The 17,940-nt window shown below is 65.4% G+C and carries 15 protein-coding genes; 7 read left to right on the plus strand and 8 right to left on the minus strand.

The window, feature by feature from the left end:
* Nucleotides 1-28 precede the first annotated feature (28 nt).
* Complete coding sequence (locus ACSHT2_RS01655) at nt 29-3,799, minus strand: vitamin B12-dependent ribonucleotide reductase (RefSeq protein ID WP_440640097.1); 3,771 nt, start codon at nt 3,797-3,799, stop codon at nt 29-31.
* An 807-nt stretch (nt 3,800-4,606) separates the two neighbouring features.
* Here ACSHT2_RS01655 and ACSHT2_RS01660 point away from each other — a divergent pair.
* On the plus strand, nt 4,607-5,503 hold the full coding sequence (locus tag ACSHT2_RS01660) for a DMT family transporter (protein WP_440640098.1): 897 nt from the start codon (nt 4,607-4,609) through the stop codon (nt 5,501-5,503).
* A 52-nt stretch (nt 5,504-5,555) separates the two neighbouring features.
* On the opposite strand, the gene ACSHT2_RS01665 is transcribed toward ACSHT2_RS01660, so the two are convergent.
* The 3 genes from ACSHT2_RS01665 to ACSHT2_RS01675 all read right to left on the minus strand — a co-directional run bounded on the left by ACSHT2_RS01665 (nt 5,556) and on the right by ACSHT2_RS01675 (nt 9,157).
* Nucleotides 5,556-7,811 (minus strand): CHASE3 domain-containing protein, encoded by a 2,256-nt coding sequence (locus ACSHT2_RS01665; protein WP_440640099.1) that lies wholly within the window; start codon nt 7,809-7,811, stop codon nt 5,556-5,558.
* On the minus strand, nt 7,808-8,230 hold the full coding sequence (locus tag ACSHT2_RS01670) for a response regulator (protein ID WP_440640100.1): 423 nt from the start codon (nt 8,228-8,230) through the stop codon (nt 7,808-7,810). The genes ACSHT2_RS01665 and ACSHT2_RS01670 overlap by 4 nt, the downstream gene beginning before the upstream one ends.
* A 246-nt stretch (nt 8,231-8,476) precedes the next feature.
* Nucleotides 8,477-9,157 (minus strand): BA14K family protein, encoded by a 681-nt coding sequence (locus ACSHT2_RS01675; protein ID WP_440640101.1) that lies wholly within the window; start codon nt 9,155-9,157, stop codon nt 8,477-8,479.
* 234 nt (nt 9,158-9,391) lie between these two features.
* On the opposite strand from ACSHT2_RS01675, the gene ACSHT2_RS01680 reads away from it, so the two are divergent.
* A complete protein-coding gene (locus ACSHT2_RS01680) occupies nt 9,392-9,799 on the plus strand; it encodes an NADH:ubiquinone oxidoreductase subunit NDUFA12 (RefSeq protein ID WP_440640102.1) in 408 nt (135 codons plus the stop codon).
* Between the two features lie 503 nt (nt 9,800-10,302).
* Here ACSHT2_RS01680 and ACSHT2_RS01685 read toward each other — a convergent pair.
* Nucleotides 10,303-10,989, minus strand: coding sequence for a DJ-1/PfpI family protein (locus ACSHT2_RS01685; RefSeq protein WP_440640103.1), 687 nt, complete (start codon nt 10,987-10,989; stop codon nt 10,303-10,305).
* Between the two features lie 107 nt (nt 10,990-11,096).
* On the opposite strand from ACSHT2_RS01685, the gene ACSHT2_RS01690 reads away from it, so the two are divergent.
* The 3 genes from ACSHT2_RS01690 to ACSHT2_RS01700 all read left to right on the plus strand — a co-directional run bounded on the left by ACSHT2_RS01690 (nt 11,097) and on the right by ACSHT2_RS01700 (nt 14,403).
* On the plus strand, nt 11,097-12,035 hold the full coding sequence (locus ACSHT2_RS01690) for a GlxA family transcriptional regulator (protein ID WP_440640104.1): 939 nt from the start codon (nt 11,097-11,099) through the stop codon (nt 12,033-12,035).
* A gap of 416 nt (nt 12,036-12,451) precedes the next feature.
* Complete coding sequence (locus ACSHT2_RS01695; RefSeq protein ID WP_440640105.1) at nt 12,452-13,510, plus strand: YeiH family protein; 1,059 nt, start codon at nt 12,452-12,454, stop codon at nt 13,508-13,510.
* A gap of 2 nt (nt 13,511-13,512) precedes the next feature.
* Nucleotides 13,513-14,403, plus strand: a complete 891-nt coding sequence (locus ACSHT2_RS01700; protein WP_319338752.1) for a LysR family transcriptional regulator — start codon at nt 13,513-13,515, stop codon at nt 14,401-14,403.
* Nucleotides 14,404-14,639: 236 nt separating this feature from the next.
* On the opposite strand, the gene ACSHT2_RS01705 is transcribed toward ACSHT2_RS01700, so the two are convergent.
* Nucleotides 14,640-14,888, minus strand: a complete 249-nt coding sequence (locus ACSHT2_RS01705; protein WP_440640106.1) for a hypothetical protein — start codon at nt 14,886-14,888, stop codon at nt 14,640-14,642.
* Nucleotides 14,889-14,905: 17 nt separating this feature from the next.
* On the opposite strand from ACSHT2_RS01705, the gene ACSHT2_RS01710 reads away from it, so the two are divergent.
* Together ACSHT2_RS01710 and ACSHT2_RS01715 are read left to right on the plus strand one after the other, a co-directional pair.
* The gene (locus tag ACSHT2_RS01710) at nt 14,906-16,147 is read left to right on the plus strand and encodes a molybdopterin-dependent oxidoreductase (protein WP_440640107.1); all 1,242 of its coding nucleotides are present in this window, start codon (nt 14,906-14,908) and stop codon (nt 16,145-16,147) included.
* A 10-nt stretch (nt 16,148-16,157) separates the two neighbouring features.
* Nucleotides 16,158-16,487 (plus strand): cytochrome c, encoded by a 330-nt coding sequence (locus ACSHT2_RS01715; RefSeq protein WP_440640108.1) that lies wholly within the window; start codon nt 16,158-16,160, stop codon nt 16,485-16,487.
* Nucleotides 16,488-16,591: 104 nt separating this feature from the next.
* On the opposite strand, the gene ACSHT2_RS01720 is transcribed toward ACSHT2_RS01715, so the two are convergent.
* Both ACSHT2_RS01720 and ACSHT2_RS01725 read right to left on the minus strand, forming a co-directional pair.
* Nucleotides 16,592-16,846: a PepSY domain-containing protein gene (locus tag ACSHT2_RS01720; RefSeq protein ID WP_239623380.1), complete on the minus strand. Its 255-nt coding sequence runs from the start codon at nt 16,844-16,846 to the stop codon at nt 16,592-16,594.
* 27 nt (nt 16,847-16,873) lie between these two features.
* Nucleotides 16,874-17,932: a Na+-dependent transporter gene (locus tag ACSHT2_RS01725; RefSeq protein WP_440640109.1), complete on the minus strand. Its 1,059-nt coding sequence runs from the start codon at nt 17,930-17,932 to the stop codon at nt 16,874-16,876.
* Between the last annotated feature and the right edge of the window lie 8 nt (nt 17,933-17,940).

Raw genomic sequence — 17,940 nt, forward strand, 5'->3', positions numbered from 1 at the left:
TGTTCATTGCCGCTCGTGCTCTACTCTCTCACGAACACCCGGTCGTGCTCCCGCATGTATCGCACTTCATACAAGTCCCATTCCGCACCAGCGTGAAGTTGCCGCACTCCGAGCACATCTCGCCTTCGTAGCCCTTGGCCTTGGCTTCGGCGCGGCGCTCGGCCTTGGTGGGGACGAGGGTTTGCGCGGTGCCGGCCTTGCTCCACTGGAGCTGCTCGAGCTTCTCCGTGGGGGAGAGGTCGTGGCTCGCTTCCTGCTTCAGGGCGACTGCCCCTTCCAGGGCGTCGCCGACGCGGGCGCTCGCGCCGTGCGAGGCCATCGCCGTGACCTTGCTGCCGCCGGCAGGCGCGCTGTCGTTGCCTTGCGAGACCGCGGCCGAGCCGCCGCGCATCACGAACAGGTTGTCGGTGCGGGAGCGGGTGAGGCCGCGCGAGACCAGCTTGGTCGCGTGGTGGCCGCCGCCCTCGTCCGGCTCCTTGCCTTCCTCGACACCCTTGCCGAGCGCGTCGAAGCCCGTCTCGTTGGGATCGACATGGGCGAGGTCGAAGCGGCTGAGGTAGCTCACCGCCAGCTCGCGGAAGACGTAGTCGAGGATCGAGGTCGCGTACTTGATGCTGTCGTTGCCCTGCACGGGGCCCGCCGGCTCGAAGCGGGTGAAGGTGAAGGCGTCGACATATTCGTCGAGCGGCACGCCGTATTGCAGGCCGAGCGACACCGCGATGGCGAAGTTGTTGATGAAGGAGCGGAGCGCCGCACCTTCCTTGTGCATGTCGATGAAGATCTCGCCGAGACGGCCGTCGTCATACTCGCCGGTGCGCAAGTAGACCTTGTGGCCGCCGACGACCGCCTTCTGGGTGTAGCCCTTGCGGCGGTCCGGCATCTTCTCGCGCTCGCGCATGACGATGATGCGCTCGACCAGCTTCTCGACGATCTTTTCCGAGACCTGGGCGGCGCGCGCGGCCATCGGCTTCTCGTAGAGGGTCTCGACCGCATCGTCCTCGTCCTCATCGTCGCTGATGAGCTGCGAGTTGAGCGGCTGGGAGAGCTTGGAGCCGTCGCGATAGAGCGCGTTGGCCTTCAGGGCCAATTTCCACGACAGCATGTAGGCGGACTTGCAGTCCTCCACCGTGGCGTCGTTCGGCATGTTGATGGTCTTGGAGATCGCGCCCGAGATGAAGGGCTGCGCCGCCGCCATCATGCGGATGTGGCTCTCGACCGACAGATAGCGCTTGCCGATCTTGCCGCAGGGATTGGCGCAGTCGAACACCGGATAGTGCTCAGGCCTAAGGTGCGGGGCACCTTCCACCGTCATCGCGCCGCAGATGTGGACGTTGGCCGCCTCGATCTCGCGCTTGGTGAAGCCGACGGCCTGGAGCAGGTCGAAGCCGGGGGCCGCGATCGCCTCGGCGCCGATGCCGAGCTGGTCGCGGATGAAGTCCTCGCCGAAGGTCCACTTGTTGAAGGCGAACTTGATGTCGAAGGCGGTCGGCAGGGCCTTCTCGACCTTGGCGATCGCCTCGTCGGTGAAGCCCTTGGACTTCAGCGTGGTGACGTTGATGCCGGGGGCATTCGCCAGCGAGCCGTGGCCGACGGCGTAGGCCTCGATCTCGGCGATCTCGCTCTCGCGATAGCCGAGCGCGCGCAGCGCGGCGGGGACCGCGCGGTTGATGATCTTGAAGTAGCCGCCGCCGGCGAGCTTCTTGAACTTCACCAGCGCGAAGTCGGGCTCGATGCCGGTGGTGTCGCAATCCATGACGAGGCCGATCGTGCCGGTCGGCGCGATCACCGTGGTCTGGGCGTTGCGATAGCCGTGCTTCTCGCCGAGCTCGAGCGCCGCATCCCAGGCCGCCTGCGCGTGGCTGACGAGGTCTCCTTGCGGGCAGGAGACCAGGTCCATCGGCACCGGGTTGACGCTGAGCGCCTCGTAGCCGTTGGACTGGCCATGGGCGGCGCGGCGGTGGTTGCGGATCACGCGCAGCATGTGCGCCGCGTTCTTCTTGTAGCCGGGGAAGGTGCCGAGCTCGGCGGCCATCTCCGCCGAGGTCTTGTAGGTGATGCCGGTCATGATCGCGGTCAGCGCGCCGGCGATTGCACGGCCTTCCTTCGAGTCATAGGGCAGGCCCATGGTCATCAGGAGGCCGCCGATATTGGCGTAGCCGAGGCCGAGCGTGCGGAACTCGTAGGAGAGCTCGGCGATCGCCTTGGACGGGAACTGCGCCATCATGACCGAAATTTCGAGCACGATGGTCCAGAGCCGGCAGAGATGCTCGTAGCCTTCGACGTCGAAGCGCTTGGTCTCGGTGTTGTAGAACGTCAGCAGGTTCGCCGAGGCGAGGTTGCACGCCGTGTCGTCCAGGAACATGTATTCCGAGCACGGATTGGACGCGCGGATGTCGCCGGACGCCTTGCAGGTGTGCCAGTCGTTCATCGTGGTGTTGAAGTGCAGGCCCGGATCGGCCGAGGCCCAGGCGGCGTAGCCGATTTTCTCCCAGAGGTCGCGCGCCTTCAGCGTCTTCGTCACCTTCTTGGAGGTGCGGGCGGTGAGATTCCAGTCGCCGTCGGTTTCCACCGCGCGCAGGAAGTCGTCCCGCAGCGAGACCGAGTTGTTGGAGTTCTGGCCTGACACGGTGAGGTAGGCTTCGCTATCCCAGTCGGTGTCGTAGGTGTCGAACTGGATGTCCTTGTAGCCCTGCTTGGCGAACTGGATGACGCGCTTGATGTAGTTGTCGGGCACGAGGCTGCGGCGCGCGAGCTTGATCTCGCGGCGGAGCGCTGGGTTCTTCTCGGGATCGAAGCAATCGTCGCCCGAGCCTTCGCAGTTCACGCAGGCCTTCAGCACTGCTTTCAGGTGCTTCTGGTTGATCTTGGATCCCGTGACGAGGGCTGCGACCTTCTGCTCCTCCTTCACCTTCCAGTCGATATAGGTCTCGATGTCGGGGTGGTCGACGTCGACGACGACCATCTTGGCGGCGCGGCGCGTGGTGCCGCCCGACTTGATCGCGCCCGCAGCGCGGTCGCCGATCTTGAGGAAGCTCATCAGGCCGGACGAGCGGCCGCCGCCGGAGAGCTTTTCGCCTTCGCCGCGCAGGCGCGAGAAGTTGGAGCCGGTGCCGGAGCCGTATTTGAACAGGCGCGCCTCGCGGACCCAGAGGTCCATGATGCCGCCCTCGTTGACGAGGTCGTCACCGACGCCCTGGATGAAGCAGGCGTGCGGCTGCGGATGCTCGTAGGCGGATTTCGACTTGGTCAGCTTGCCGGTGAAGGGGTCGACGTAATAATGGCCCTGGCCGGGTCCGTCGATGCCATAAGCCCAGTGCAGGCCGGTGTTGAACCATTGCGGCGAGTTCGGCGCGACCATCTGCCTGGCGAGCATGTAGCGGAGCTCGTCGTAGAAGGTCTGGGCGTCCTCGTCGGAGGAGAAATACTTGCCCTTCCAGCCCCAATAGGTCCAGCAGCCGGCGAGGCGGTCGAACACCTGCTTGGCCGAGAGCTCGCTGACGTAGCGCTCCTTCTCGGGGAGTTGGCTGAGGGCATCGGTGTCGGGCACGGAGCGCCACAGGAAGGAGGGGACGGATTCCTCCTCGACCTTCTTCAGGCGCGCGGCGACGCCCGCTTTGCGGAAATATTTCTGGGCGAGCACGTCGGAGGCGACCTGCGACCACTCGGCCGGCACCTCGACGTTCTCCAGCTTGAACACGACCGAGCCGTCGGGATTGCGAATCTCCGACGTGGTCAGGCGGAATTCGATTCCCGCATAAGGTGACTGTCCCGAAGTGGTGTGGCGCCGCTCAATCCGCATGGTCTTGCCCCGTCCTTAATCTTTGACCGGTCCCGCCCCTCGTTGAGGGCGTGCCGGGTCGACATTTCGTTTCGCGGCGCCTTCCGGCCGTCCGGCCTCGAGGTTCCGCAGTTCAGCCGGTGGATCCGGCCCTGTTTTTTCCCGACGCGATGGCGATGCGTGCATCGATCATCCCGCCGGCACGTCCACACCCATCCGCCCCCAAGGGGATGTGCGCGACATGCGTTCAACGCCCCACAACGCCGCTACTTCTGTCACTTCACGCAGGTGTCACTTCGGCACCACCGCGAAGTCTGCCTTCCGAGCCTGTTGCCGGCCCGTTCTGGCGCCCCCGGGAGCCCGCATGTCGAGGGCAGACAAGCCCTCATGCCGCTGCCTTTGGCTGGCCGGCGGAGCTGAGATTTGCGAGACCCTTTGGGGGAGTGCCGGCGGGACGCAAACTCACTCGCGCCGAACGGACCGAAAGCTAGGACTCTCCGTTGCGCCCGTCAAGAACTAGTGCGAGTTCCTGAATCAAATACTAAATATGGTGGATTGTGGGGGATAACAGGGGTCTTCGCCGCGCCTGTTGTGGAGCCAAGTATCAGTGAGTCCTCAGGGATTCCCAACCGAAAAAATTCGCATCCGGTGATGCCGCGGAGGCTTCATCCCGCTGTTCACAGGGCAGGTATATTTTTCATGACCGGGATTGCGTCGGGGGGACTCACGTAGCCCTACGGAAGGTGAGGGCAGGCATGCCCGCTGCGGCGGTGGTTTGGCCAGCGAATCCGGGCCAAGCTGAGCCCGATTTTCGCCGGACCACCTGACATGCTTGATTCGACTCGCCGGGATGCGCGGCCGCGCATCGCCCCGGCCGGCCTGATGTTCCTCGCGATCACCTCGATCGGCTGGGGCTTCAACTGGCCGGTGACGAAATTCCTGCTGGCCGAGCTGCCGCCGCTGACCCTGCGCGGGGTCACCGGCGTGCTCGGGGCGGTGCTGCTGGCGCTGCTCGCGATCATGCGCCGGCAAAGCTTGCGGGTGGAGGGCGCGATCTGGCCGCGCCTCCTGACCGCGGCCGTGCTCAACGTCACCGGCTGGATGGTGCTGATGGGCCTCGCGCTGCTCTGGCTGCCGGCGAGCGAGGCGGCGCTGATCGCCTACACCATGCCGGTCTGGGCCTCGATCATCGCCTGGCCGGTGCTGGGCGAGCGGCCGACGGTCTTGCGCACGCTGGGTCTGGTGATGGCCTTCGCCGGCCTTGCCACGATCATGGGCGGCAACGGCATTGCCGCGAGCGCGGAGAAAGCGCCTGGAATCATCATGGCGCTCGCCGGCGCGTTCGGCTTCGCCGTCGGCACGGTGTTTTCGAAGAAGTACCCGATCCATCTGCCGCCGATCACGGCTGCGGCCTGGCAGATCGGGATCGGCTGCCTGCCGATCTCGATCGTCGGCCTGCTGGTCGAGACCACGCATCTGTCGAAGGTGACGCCGCTCGGCTGGTGGCTGCTGGTCTATTCGACCGTGGTGCAGTTCTGCATCGCCTATGTCAGCTGGTTCGCGGCGCTGTCGCGCCTGCCGGCCTCGGTCGCCGCGATCGGAACCATGGCGGTGCCGGTCATCGGCGTCGTCGCCTCCGCGATCGCGCTGGGCGAGCCGCTCGGGGCAGGGCAGATCGCGGCGCTGGTCTTCACGCTGGCCGCCGTGGTGCTGGCGACGCGGTAGCCTTCTTGTTTGAGCATGATCTTGTCGGAAAACCGCTGCACACTTTCCCGGATCATGCTCCCGCCCCGCGGCCCAGCGCCTTCCGGATCATCTCGGCGAGCTGGTTGCGGCGGTAGGGCTTGGTCAGCAGCATCACGCCGTCGTCGAGCTTGCCGTGATGGACGATGGCATTGTCGGTGTAGCCGGAGGTGTAGAGCACCTTTAGCCCCGGGCGGAGCGCTGCGACCTTCTCGGCGAGCTCGCGGCCGCTCATGCCGCCGGGGATGACGACGTCGGTGAAGAGGAGATCGAACTTCTGGCCGGTCGCGATCAATTCCAGCGCGGACCTGGCGTCGGACGCGGCCACCGTCTTGTAGCCGAGGCTTTGCAGCTGCGCGGTGACGAAGTTGCGCACGAGATTGTCATCCTCGACGACGAAGATGGTCTCGGCGCCGCCTTCGGCCGCCTGCGGCGCGATCGGAGCAGTCACCTCCGCCATGCCTTCGCCGGGCGGCAGATAGAGCTTGATCGTGGTGCCGTGGGCTTCCTCGCTGTAGATCTTGATGTGGCCGCCGGACTGCTTGACGAAGCCGTAGACCATGGAGAGGCCGAGGCCGGATCCCTTGCCGACCTCCTTGGTGGTGAAGAAGGGCTCGAATGCCTTCTGCTGGGTCTCCACCGACATGCCGGTGCCGGTATCGCTGACCGCGAGCATGATATAGGGGCCGGGCGCCACGTCGGCATTGGCCTGCGCATAGGCCTCGTCCAGCACGACGCGGTGGGTCTCCAGCAGCAGCTTGCCGCCGTTCGGCATGGCGTCGCGGGCGTTGATCGCCATGTTGAGCACGGCATTGGTCAGCCTGGACGGATCGATATGCGTCGTCATCGGCCCCTGTTCCAGCACGGTCTCGATCTGGATCTGCTCGCCGAGGGTGGGGCGCAGAAGCTTTGCGATGTCCGCTATCGCGGCGTTGATCTCGACGTTGCGCGGCTCGAGCGGCTGCCGGCGCGCAAACGCCAGCAGATGCTGGATCAGCTCGGCGCAGCGCTCGGCGGCGTCGTCGATCAGCCGTGCCGTGCGCTGAAGCTCGGGCTGGTCCTTCAGGCTCTCCACCAGCGTCTCGGTGTTGCCGGAGATGACGGTCAGCATGTTGTTGAAGTCGTGCGCGACGCCGCCGGTGAGCTTGCCGATCGCATCCAGCTTCTGCGACTGGTGCAACTGCCGCTCCGTCTCGCGCGAGGTCGTCGCATCGTGATAGACCAGCACCGCGCCCGAGACATTGCCTTGCCCGTCCCGCATCGGCCGGCCGCTGATCATGAGATGGCGGGGAGGATCGCCGCTGTGCGGGCGGACGATCATCTCCAGCTCTTCGAACTGCTCGCCGCGCAGCACGCGCCTCGATGGCAGCGCGTCGGCCTCGAGCGGCGTGACGCCATCGCCGTGAAACACATCGGACAGCGCGCGCAGATTGCTCAAATTCATGCCGGCGCGATGCAACAGCATGCGCTCGGCGGCCGGATTGGACAGAAGGACATTGCCCTCGGCGTCGATGACCAGCACAGCTTCCGCCATGCTGCGAAACGTGCTCTGGAGCACGTTGACCGACAGGCGCAGCTCGTCATGTGCGGTGACCAGGTGCTCGGTCCGCTCCGCCACCGCTTCCTCGAGCGCCGCCTTGGCGGCCTGTGTTTGCTCGAGCGAGCTCTGGAGCTCACCCGTGGCGCGCCGGCTTTCGCGCATCACCAGCGTGACCAGGAGCAGGATCAGCACGGCGCCGGCGACGTCGATGCCGAGCAGCGCGATGCCGGTGCGGCGCGAATCCCGGGATCGCTCGGCGAGCAGTCGCTCTTCCTCGGCGCTCAGTTGGTCGAGATTGGCCATCACGGTGTCCATGAGGCCGCGGCCCTCGGCCTTGCTGTTGAGCGCGGCAATGCCGGCCTGGTCGTTCTCCGCGCGCAGGCGCATCGCTGTGGCGGCGATCTCCAACCGGCGCAGCGCCAGCGGCTCGGTGCCCTCCAGCAGCGCGACCTGATCGGGACTGTCGCGCACGTCGCGCTTGAGGTCGGCGAGGGCCGGCGCGATGCTGGCTTGCACCGCCCGGAACTCATTGCTGAAGCCCGGGGTGCGATAGAGCTCGTAGCCGCGCGCAGCGCTCTCGGCACGGCGCAGCAGGACGCGCAGATCGGAGATCTTCTTCTGCACCTGGGCGGTATGGTTGACCCAAGCCGCGTCGGACCGCGATTTGACGTCGAGGGCGATCGAGGCCGCGGCGATGATCAGGAGGATGGCAAGTCCAGCACCGAAGATGACGCGCTGCGTTGGAATCAAGGGGCTTCTTTCTTGTCCTTCGGCTGTGTGCTGTCGCCCGCGCCGGCGAGGCATTCCCGGATCGTGGTCAGCAGCGCTTCCGGCGTGAACGGCTTGCGCAGGCAGCGCGTTGCGCCAAGCTCCAGCGCCATGCGGAGAAAATCGGGAGAGGGCGAGGCGGACGAGGCGAAGGCATAGCCCGACATCGCGATCAGCGGAGTGGTCGGCGCGCGCTCGTGAAAGATACGGATGGATTCGAAGCCGCGCATATGCGGCATGAAGATGTCAACCAGCATCACGTCGAAGGCCTGCGATTCCAGCGCAGCCAGTCCTGTTTCGCCGCCGTCGGCCAGCGTGACGTCGAAGCCCTGACGTTGCAGGAGGACCTCGATGGTCGCGCCGACCATCGGATCGTCATCAACCACGAGAATACGCGGCATGACACTTCCCAGGTGATCGAAGTCCCCACTGCCTTTGGTGATATCCGCGAATCGTGTCTCGGGTCAATTTTGGATTGGACCGCCAAGGATGTGCACGGCGCCGTGCATAAGGGTCCATTTGCATCCTCTTGGAAGCATCTTGGCGCATGCGATCATGACGGAACAGGAGCGGGTGAGGGATATGCGGGCCGCAAGAAAGGCGCCGCATCGCTGCGGCGCCTTTTGCCTCACGCCCTGGCGGTCTGCTTACGGGCAGGGATGCCGCCGGCCGTCGTAACCGAGATAGGTGCCCGAGGCCGGATCGTACGATTTGAAGCGCTGCGCGCAATAGGCCGCGGAGTCGCCGCCGCCATCCTGCACCACCGCAACCGACGGTTCGTCATAGTAGCTGCCATAATAGTAGGGATCATCGTAATAGCCGTAGCCGCCGCCGTAGCCGCCATAGTAGGCGTACGAGCCGAGGCCGCCGACTGCGACGCCGGTCGCGAAGCCCGGCCAGAAGCCGCCGCGGCGATGATGCCCGTGACGGCCGCTCCAGTTGCTTCCACCCTGCCAGTTGCCTGCGGTTGCGACGCCACGGGTGCCGCTGAAGGAGGGTGAGAGGGATTGACGGGGCGTCGCGCCGGCTACGAAGCTGCCGCCGCTCGGACGCATCGCAGTGCGGGCCGCGAAATTGCCTCCGCTCGGACGCATCGCGGCACCAGCCCCGAAATTGCCGCCACCGCCGCGGATCGCAGCGCCGCCACCGCCATGGAACGCAGCGCCGCCGCCACCCATGCGCGCGCCGGCACCGCCACCACCGCCGCCGATATGGGCGCCACCGCCCCCGCCTCCGCCCACTCCGGGACGCTGGGCAAAGCTCGGTGTCGCAAAGGGAAGAACCAGCGCCACCGTCGCGGCGGCACTCAAGACTTTCAGACTGTTCATGGTTAAACTCCTTTCCCGGAAAGCAAACCCTATGAAAGCGCTGGGGTTCCCGGGGATCACGCCGGTTTGCGCGCGAATGGAGCCTCACGCACTGCCGCTGTACCGGGCATGAATGAATCGCGTCCGCTTTGCGGCAAGGTTTGGCTCGGAAGCCGGCTTGCCGACGCATCCACCGAACTGGACATTTCGCCGCTCCGATGGCATCAGGACCCGACGAAGCAGGGCCCGTGCCGCATGAAACAATTCTTCCTCAAGTTCTTCACCTGGTGGAACGGCCAGACTTTTGGCACCCAACTCTGGACCAAGCGGTACGGGGAGCTGGTCGGCCAGGACGAGCAGGGCAATCGCTACTATCGCACCCGCGGCGGGGCGGTCGATCCGACGCTCGGCTTCGAGCGGCGCTGGGTCGTCTATAACGGCTACGCGGAAGCGAGCCGGATTCCGCCGTCCTGGCACGGCTGGATGCATCACGTCGTCGACGTACCGCCGACCGAGGCCAACTACCAGCCGCGCGAGTGGGAAAAGCCGCACCAGCCGAACCTCACTGGCACGCCGAAGGCCTATCGTCCCTCCGGCTCGACGCTTGCCAGCGGCCGGCGTCCGAAGGCGACCGGCGACTACCAGCCCTGGACGCCCGGCTAGCCTTTTCACCCACCCGCAAACCGCCATCGTCCGAAGCGGATGCACATGCATCCGCGCGCCACTGCTGTGGACAACGGGAATAGCGGGGATGCCGGTTGCGCGGGCGTTGCATTGACGCCGGCGACGCGGCTCAATGATCCCATCTTGCGGAGATGGGAGACCATCGCGTTCGGTTCGGGCAACAGCTCGCGACTGTCCCGAAATGCAGCGGCCGCCGACCAGGACTCGATCGGGAGATAGGCCCCCGGTCTGGAAGCTCCGAAATCGCCCGATGTGAATGTGCAGCCGCCGTAAGACAGGAAGGGCCGCTCGGGAAACCGAGCGGCCTTTTTCTTCTGGGAGATCAGCACGAAGGTCAACGTGCCGCGGACGCAGCGCAGCGCTCCTTCAGCGATGCCTGCAAAGCCGGGGCCCATGTTGCAGCGGTCGGCGTAGCTTCCTGGATCCCGGCTCAGCGGAGCAGCGTTGCACGCTGCACCGCATCCGGGACACGAGAGCGGAGTCTAGTTTACCCGCTCCGCTGCGCGCTTGACCGCCTCGAGCCGCCGCGCCTGGTTCTGCGCGCCGCGCTCTTTTAGCAACGCCATCACCTCGGCGGGCGCGGTGTCGGGCGAGCCGGAATTGAACGGCGGGGCCGGATTGTATTCCATCTGAAGCTGGATCGCTTCCGCCGTCGTGCGATCGACCATGATCGACACCAGCGTCAGCGCGAAATCGATGCCGGCGGTGACGCCGCCGCCGGTGATGCGGTTGCGATCGATGCAGACGCGCGTCTTTGTCGGCGTCGCGCCGAACTGGGCGAGCATGTCCATCGCGCTCCAATGCGTGGCGGCGCGGTAGCCCTTCAACAGGCCTGCGGCGCCGAGCGCCAGCGATCCCGTGCAGACCGAGGTGACGTATCTCGCGCCGTCGGCCTGCCTGCGCAGGAAGTCGAGCACCTCCTCGTCGTCGAGCAGGTCGTTGGTGCCGACGCCGCCGGGCACGCAGATCACGTCGAGTTGAGGGCAGTCCGCGAACGTCGTGGTCGGCGTCAGCGTCATCACGGAATCGCTCGGCACCGGCTCGATCCGCTTCCAGATCAGGTGCAGTCTTGCGCCGGGAACCATGGCGAACACCTGCAGGGGGCCGGTGAAGTCGAGCTGGGTGACACGCGGAAACACCATCAGACCAATCTGGAGCGGTGACGACATCGGCAGATCCTCCAATTACGAGCTTGACGCCGGCAGGATGTCATGGTGCCCTCCCGTCCGAAATGGCTTAATTCCCTCACTTTCGGACATTTCGTTGGAGTTGGCCCATGATCGGCATCCTGATCTTCCCGGATTTCCAGCTGCTCGATGCGGCAGGCCCGATCTCGGCGTTCGAGATCGCAGCGCGCTGCACCGGCAAGGCGCCGGTCATCCGCGTGCTGGCAGCCAAGCCGGGGCTCGTGCGCAGCTCATCCGGTGTCGAGATGATGGCGCGTGACTTCAAGGCGGCGAACGCGATCACGACGCTGGTCGTGGCCGGCGGCGTCGGCGTTGCCGATGCCGCGCGCTGCGAGGTCACGCGGGCCTTCGTCCAGCGGCTGGCAAAGCGTGGCGTTCGGGTCGCGAGCGTTTGCTCGGGCGCCTATGTGCTCGCCGAAGCGGGACTTCTCGACGGCCGCCGTGCCACCACGCATTGGGGGCGGACGCGCGATTTCGTCGCGCGCTTTCCCAAGGTGAAGTTCGAGCCGGACCAGATCTTCACCCGGGACGGCAATGTCTGGACCTCGGCAGGCATCTCCGCGGGCATCGATCTCGCGCTCGCGATGATCACCGAAGACCACGGCGAGGAGATTGCACAGCAGACCGCACGCCAGCTCGTGCTCTATCACCGCCGCAGCGGCGGCCAGTCGCAATTCTCCTCGCTGCTGGAGCTGAAGACGCCGAACGGGCGCTTCGGCGCACTGCTGTCCTGGGCACGTGAAAATCTCGACGCGCCGCTGACGGTGGAAGATCTCGCCGATCGCGCCGGCATGAGCGCACGGCATTTTGCCCGTGCCTTTGCCGCCGAGACCGGCACGACGCCATCCAAGGCGATCGAGCGCCTGCGGCTCGAGGTCGCGCGCGAGCGCGTGCAGTCCTCGCGCGAGGCGATCGAGCTGGTTGCGGAAACGACCGGCTTCCGTGATCCCGAACGAATGCGGCGCGCGTTCATCCGCGCCTTCGGCCAGCCGCCGCAGGCACTGCGGCGCGCGGCGCGGGTGGGGTAGCGGCTCTACGGACCTCGTTCGCGACTAGCTTCGAGGAGTTGGGCGGGCCCGTTCGATCACCGCGATTTCAGCTCGTGCGCGACATCCCATTTCGCAATCGGCTGGCCAGCGCCTGCTGCAGCCAGGCCGAAACAATCGATTTTATCGATTAGATAGACTAGAATAATGTGTTGGATCAATTGATTGGATTCTTCGATCCTCGCTGCGCTGAGACCCACTCAGTCACTCCAACCAGCATTGGATCAATCTCATGAACCACACCACAACGTTTGCAGCGCCGATCACGGGAGCGAGCCCGATGAATCAGGCCGCAATGGCTGCGTCGGCATCACACGGCCGCGACCAATTGACCGATCGATGAGGGATGCGGCGGCTCTTCGCCGTCGCATCCCCCGCAGCTCCCCAGAGATACGCCAATGACCTTCGTTCAGAATTCCCGCCCATCCCCAGCCACGCGTGCCATTCGCGACAACATCCTGTCATATCGGGACTCGGCCCTTGCGATCGTCCCCGGCGTCGCTCTGGCCGGGACCATTGCCGTGGTCGCCAACGTGATGCGCAGTATTCCTGCCGTCGCGACGTTCAGCCCCATGATCCTGGCGATCGCGATCGGAATGGCCGTGCGCAACCTGGCCGGAACGCCAGCTCTCGCCCGCGCTGGAATCAGCTTCAGCATGCGCCGGCTGCTTCGGCTCGCGATCGTTCTCCTGGGCTTCCAGATCACGCTGACCCAGCTTGCCACCGTCGGCACCAAGGGGATCCTCATCGTCGCCAGCACGCTCGTTGCCACGTTCGGATTCACGCTCGCAGCCGGGCGCGCTTTGGGCGTCGAACGCAAGCTCACTCAACTGATCGCCGCGGGCACCTCGATCTGCGGCGCGTCAGCCGTCGTCGCGACCAACAGCGTCACCGAAGCCTCCGACGAGGACGTCGCATATGCGATCGCGTGCGTTACGATCTTCGGCTCGATCGCGATGTTCGTCTATCCCATGCTGCCTCGCCTCCTGCATCTCGATGCCGACGCGTACGGCCTCTGGAGCGGCGCGTCCATCCACGAGATCGCCCAGGTGGCTGCCGCCTCCTTCCAGAACGGCCAGCGCGCGGGTGAAATGGCAACCGTTGCCAAGCTTGCCCGCGTCATGCTGCTCGCGCCGGTCGTGCTGACCCTGAGCGTCGTCACCCGGGCTTCGGCACAGCCGGCCGGCGGCAAGTCGGCAAGGCCGCCCATCCCCTGGTTCGCGATCGGCTTTGTCGCGATAGCCGCACTCAACAGCGTCGTGTGCATTCCGGCGGGCCTCAGGAGCGCGACGATCACGCTTTCGACCTTTCTGCTCACGATGGCCCTCGCGGCCATGGGTCTTGAGACTGACATCTCGAAATTGTACGCCGAGGGGATGCGTCCGGCTATACTGGGCGGGCTGGCGTTCCTCTTCATCGCCGGCTTCAGCCTGATCCTCATCAAGCTCGTTGGATGACCATGACGCTCGAACAGCTCCGGATCTTCGCCGCTGTCGCCGACAAGCAGCACGTCACCCAGGCCGCCCACGAATTGAATCTGACACAATCGGCCACGAGCGCGGCAATCGCCGCGCTCGAAGGACGCTACGGGGTCAAGCTGTTCGATCGGGTGGGACGCGGCATCGTTCTCACGCATATGGGCCGCACGTTTCTCGGGGAAGCGCGTGCGGTGCTGGCGCGCGCGCACGCCGCCGAGCAGGTCCTGCGCGACTTTGCCGGCCTCAAGGCCGGCCGTCTGGTGATCGCGGCGAGCCAGACGGTCGGGAGCTACTGGCTTCCGAGGAGATTGCTGGCGTTTCAGGCCGTCCATCCCGGTATCGAACTCAACGTCAGGATCGCCAACAGCGAGCAGGTCGCAACCGACGTTCGCGACGGCATGGCGGATGTCGGCTTTGTCGAGGGCGACATCGATGACGCCGCATTGTCGGCCCGCCGGGTCGACGGTGATGCGCTGGTCGCCGTCGTGGGTGCGCGGCACCCTCTTGCAAGCCAAAAGAAGCTGCCCTCCGACTGGATGACCAGGACGCCGTGGATCCTTCGCGAGCCGGGCTCCGGAACGCGGGCCATGTTCGAACGTGCCCTGAAGAAGCGCGGGGTACGCCTCGCCGACCTGACGGTGCAGCTCGAACTGGCCTCGAACGAAGCGATCCGAACCGCGGTCGAAGCGGGAGGCTGCGCTGCGGCCGTCTCCGATCTCGTGGTCGAAAAGGCGATAGCGGCAAAACGGCTGGTCCGGCTCGAGGACGAATTGGCCAAGCGTTCGTTCTACGCGCTCCGTCACAAGGAGCGGCACATCAGCAAGGCGGAAGCCGCCCTGATGTCCAGCATCGCTGCCGGCGCTGCACCGTAGGCAGAGCTGCGCCCGCCCGTAGCACCTATTCCGCAACGATCGAACCCACGTCCCCCCGGCGAGTGCGCCGGCGCGCGCGTGCAAGCGCCCGCGGGATTCGATCGCGGTCGACGATCAGAATGATCTGATCATCTCGTTGGATCGCCGATGCGCCAAGGTCTACCTCTTTGGATACAGGCAGGCACTTCGAACATTGCGTGCCGGAAGAACAGAGATGGAGAACGACAATGACCCATTCACGTCGCGCTTTCCTTGCGATCGCCCTGTTCGTCGCTACCGCGTCCACGCTTGGTGCGCCGTCCGCGCTTGCCGGCAGCCTGGTGCACGTGCCGGATCCCAGGGTTGCCGTTCACCCGGAACGGGGCTTCCGCCAGATCGACAAGCATCTTCCGATCATCCGGCAGGCGCAACCGCACCAGCACGTCGAAGATCCGCTCGCGGACTTGATCCTCGGATGAGCCGCGGGACTGATCCAGAAAATCCATTCCAGCGGGAGCCTTCGATGTCCCAACATCTCGACTACGCACGGTCTCCGGCATTGTCCCGCCGCGCCATGCTTCAAGCCCTCGGGGTTGCCGGCCTCACGCTCGCCGGCTCATCGGTCCGCGCCGATCAATCGATCCGGTTGCCGATCGCCGGCGAGCCGCGCGATCGGCCGATGACGCATGACTTTCCGCAAAAGGCGAGCATGATCCTGCAGCGCTCGCGGCCGCCGCTGCTTGAGACCCCGATGGAGGTGTTCGACCGCGGCGTGTTCACCCCCAACAACCAGTTCTATGTGCGCTGGCACTGGGCGGTGATACCGACGTCCGTGGATGCGGCCGCCTTCAGACTGTCCGTGCGCGGTCACGTCAACCAGACCCTCTCGTTGTCCATCGGCGACCTGCTCAAGTTGCCCCGTGTCGAGCTTGCCGCCGTCAACCAGTGCTCAGGCAATTCGCGAGGGTTTTTCCTGCCTCGTGTGCCGGGCGCGCAATGGGCGCATGGCGCGATGGGCAATGCGCAGTGGACGGGAGTCCTGCTCAAGGACGTCCTGGACCGCGCGGGCGTCAAGCCGGGCGCAGTTCAGGTCCGCTTCAACGGACTGGACGAGCCGGTCGTGCCCGACGCACCCGACTTTCGCAAGTCGCTCGATATCGATCACGCCCGTGACGGCGAGGTCATGATCGCCTTTGCCATGAACGGCGAGCAACTGCCGCTCCTCAACGGCTTCCCGCTGCGGCTGATCGTGCCGGGATGGTACTCGACCTATTGGGTCAAGATGCTCAGCGACATCGAGGTTCTCGATCGTAAGGACGACAACTACTGGATGGCGACTGCCTACACCGTCCCGGATACGCCGCACGCCAACATCGAGCCGGGCCAGACCGGCGTAAAGATGGTCCCGATCAGCCGCATGGTGCCACGGTCATTCTTCACGAACATCGCGGACGGCGCATCGCTTCCGGCGGGCGCCGTCGCAACGATCCGCGGCATCGCGTTCGGCGGTGATGCCGGCGTCGCCAAGGTCGAGCTGTCGATGGACGATGGCCGGACGTGGCAACCCGCGACGCTTGGCAAGGACCACGGCAAGTACAGCTTCCGCCGCTGGCAGTTGGACATTCCACAACTGACGAAGGGCGGCCATTCGTTGATGGTCCGCTGCACGAACGCCGCCGGCGACATTCAGCCGGCAGCATCAAACTGGAACACCGGCGGCTTCATGCGCAATGTCGTCGAGACGGTCCAGCTCACCGCACTCTAGGAGCAACACCATGCGTCATTTCATCTTCGTCATCGGCACCTCGTTCGCTGCCCTGCTGGCGTCCACGCCCGCGTGGCCGGCCCCCGCAATCACCTCCACGACCGTGGAGCTCCCGGCGGGCGACGCGCTCTTTCCCGGTGGCCCCGAAGCGGATGCCATCAACAACAACTGCCTGGCTTGCCATTCGGCAGACATGGTGCTGAACCAGCCGGCCTTGCCCAGGTCCACCTGGGAATCCGAGGTGCACAAGATGATCAAGGTCTATGGAGCTCCCGTCCAGGACAGCGACGTGCCCGCGATCGTCGACTATCTTGCCAAGGTCAAAGGAAGCGGCCAGTGATGCTCGGCACCGCTGACAAGCGCTGCTGAACGGGTGAGACCAGGGCGTTCTTCCAAGCCGACCACCGCTGAATCTCCCGCCTGAGAAGCGGACTTCGGCGATGCTCATCGATCGGGCTTCTCGCGCACGATCGCGCCAGTCTTGGGGTCGGCATGGAATTCCATCTTCTGTCCGTTCTTGACGCCTTCGCCCTCCCACTGGCCATCGTCGGCTTCAAGCTTGGTGACCTCCGAATAGCCCGACTCCATGACTTTGGCTTTCACTTGCTCCATCGGCATCCAGTCGGGTCCGGGTTGATCGGCTCTCGCTGCCGAGCCCACGGCGAGCGAGCCGAGAACCAGAATTGTGGCAAACTTCATCGCGAACCTCCTTTTCGATGAGAGGCTTCAACGGGGGCCATGAATTGATGTTCCTCCACTGCGTCGGTGCGACGCAAACGAGTGAACGTCAGCCTTGTTTTCCCCGCTGGACGCATCTGCGCGTGCCGTCAGGCGCCGCGCGATCGGCATCAGCATGTATGGCGCAAGATGAATCGGGAACTGCGTCATTGCGAAATAGAGCCAGGTGGTCGGCGGCAGCGCGCCGGCCGTCGCCGCCAGCATCAGGCCGAGATTGCGCTGTGACACCATCAGCCCGAGCGCCAGCGCGCGCTCATAGCCGATGCGACGGAACAACAGCGTGGTGATGGCGAGCAGTGTGAAATAGATCGTGAAGGACAGCAGCGCGAGGCCGATGGTGAACATCGGCTGGCTCATCAGGTCGCTCGCGACGTCGCCCATGACTGCGGCTGCGAACACAAGCAGGATGATGATGTTGAAGCCATCGATCGGCCGCTTCTGACGCTGGATCGCCTTCGCGCCGAAGATCCAGCGGATGACGGTTGCGGCCAGCAGCGATGCGGCGAGAATGCCGAGCAGCTTCAGGCCGAGCGTGAGCGGCGAGATGCTGAGCATGCCGCCGAGAAAGAGGCTCGCGAACAGGGACGCCGTGAATGGCACGAGCGCGGTCGATGTCACCAGCGTGACCAGCACCAAGGTGGCATCGAGCCCCATCAGCGCGGCGAGTGCGGGCGAGGCCATCATCGGCGAGGCCATGCCCTGGAGCATCAGCGCGAGAGCAAGGCCGGGCGAGTGGCTCGTCAGCCCCGTTGCATGGGCGATCAATCCGACGATCAGCGGCACGCCGATCGTGGTCCAGGCCGTGGCGGCCGCGACCAGCGCCGGCCTGCGGAGATGGCTGTAGAGCGCGGCCAGATCGACCCGCATGAAGGAGATGCAGAGCAGAAGAAAAATCGCCTCGGTGACATAGGGGCGCAGCAGCGCGCCGAGCGGCGGCACCGCGACTGCAATGAAGACGACGGCTGCGACTGCGCGGGTGCCCTGGCTGCCGAGCCATGTCAGTGCGCGCAGGGGGAGAGCGAAGATGGTATGAGGAACGGAAGGCATGCAGGACG

This window comes from Bradyrhizobium sp. PUT101, assembly GCF_052043945.1.
In the GTDB taxonomy this organism is placed as follows: domain Bacteria; phylum Pseudomonadota; class Alphaproteobacteria; order Rhizobiales; family Xanthobacteraceae; genus Bradyrhizobium.

Coding starts and splice junctions, on each gene's coding strand:
- ACSHT2_RS01655 (WP_440640097.1), bottom strand. CDS start 3,799: ATGCGGATTGAGCGGCGCCACACCACTTCGGGACAGTCACCTTATGCG.
- ACSHT2_RS01660 (WP_440640098.1), top strand. CDS start 4,607: ATGCTTGATTCGACTCGCCGGGATGCGCGGCCGCGCATCGCCCCGGCC.
- ACSHT2_RS01670 (WP_440640100.1), bottom strand. CDS start 8,230: ATGCCGCGTATTCTCGTGGTTGATGACGATCCGATGGTCGGCGCGACC.
- ACSHT2_RS01675 (WP_440640101.1), bottom strand. CDS start 9,157: ATGAACAGTCTGAAAGTCTTGAGTGCCGCCGCGACGGTGGCGCTGGTT.
- ACSHT2_RS01680 (WP_440640102.1), top strand. CDS start 9,392: ATGAAACAATTCTTCCTCAAGTTCTTCACCTGGTGGAACGGCCAGACT.
- ACSHT2_RS01685 (WP_440640103.1), bottom strand. CDS start 10,989: ATGTCGTCACCGCTCCAGATTGGTCTGATGGTGTTTCCGCGTGTCACC.
- ACSHT2_RS01690 (WP_440640104.1), top strand. CDS start 11,097: ATGATCGGCATCCTGATCTTCCCGGATTTCCAGCTGCTCGATGCGGCA.
- ACSHT2_RS01695 (WP_440640105.1), top strand. CDS start 12,452: ATGACCTTCGTTCAGAATTCCCGCCCATCCCCAGCCACGCGTGCCATT.
- ACSHT2_RS01700 (WP_319338752.1), top strand. CDS start 13,513: ATGACGCTCGAACAGCTCCGGATCTTCGCCGCTGTCGCCGACAAGCAG.
- ACSHT2_RS01705 (WP_440640106.1), bottom strand. CDS start 14,888: ATGGATTTTCTGGATCAGTCCCGCGGCTCATCCGAGGATCAAGTCCGC.
- ACSHT2_RS01710 (WP_440640107.1), top strand. CDS start 14,906: ATGTCCCAACATCTCGACTACGCACGGTCTCCGGCATTGTCCCGCCGC.
- ACSHT2_RS01715 (WP_440640108.1), top strand. CDS start 16,158: ATGCGTCATTTCATCTTCGTCATCGGCACCTCGTTCGCTGCCCTGCTG.
- ACSHT2_RS01720 (WP_239623380.1), bottom strand. CDS start 16,846: ATGAAGTTTGCCACAATTCTGGTTCTCGGCTCGCTCGCCGTGGGCTCG.
- ACSHT2_RS01725 (WP_440640109.1), bottom strand. CDS start 17,932: ATGCCTTCCGTTCCTCATACCATCTTCGCTCTCCCCCTGCGCGCACTG.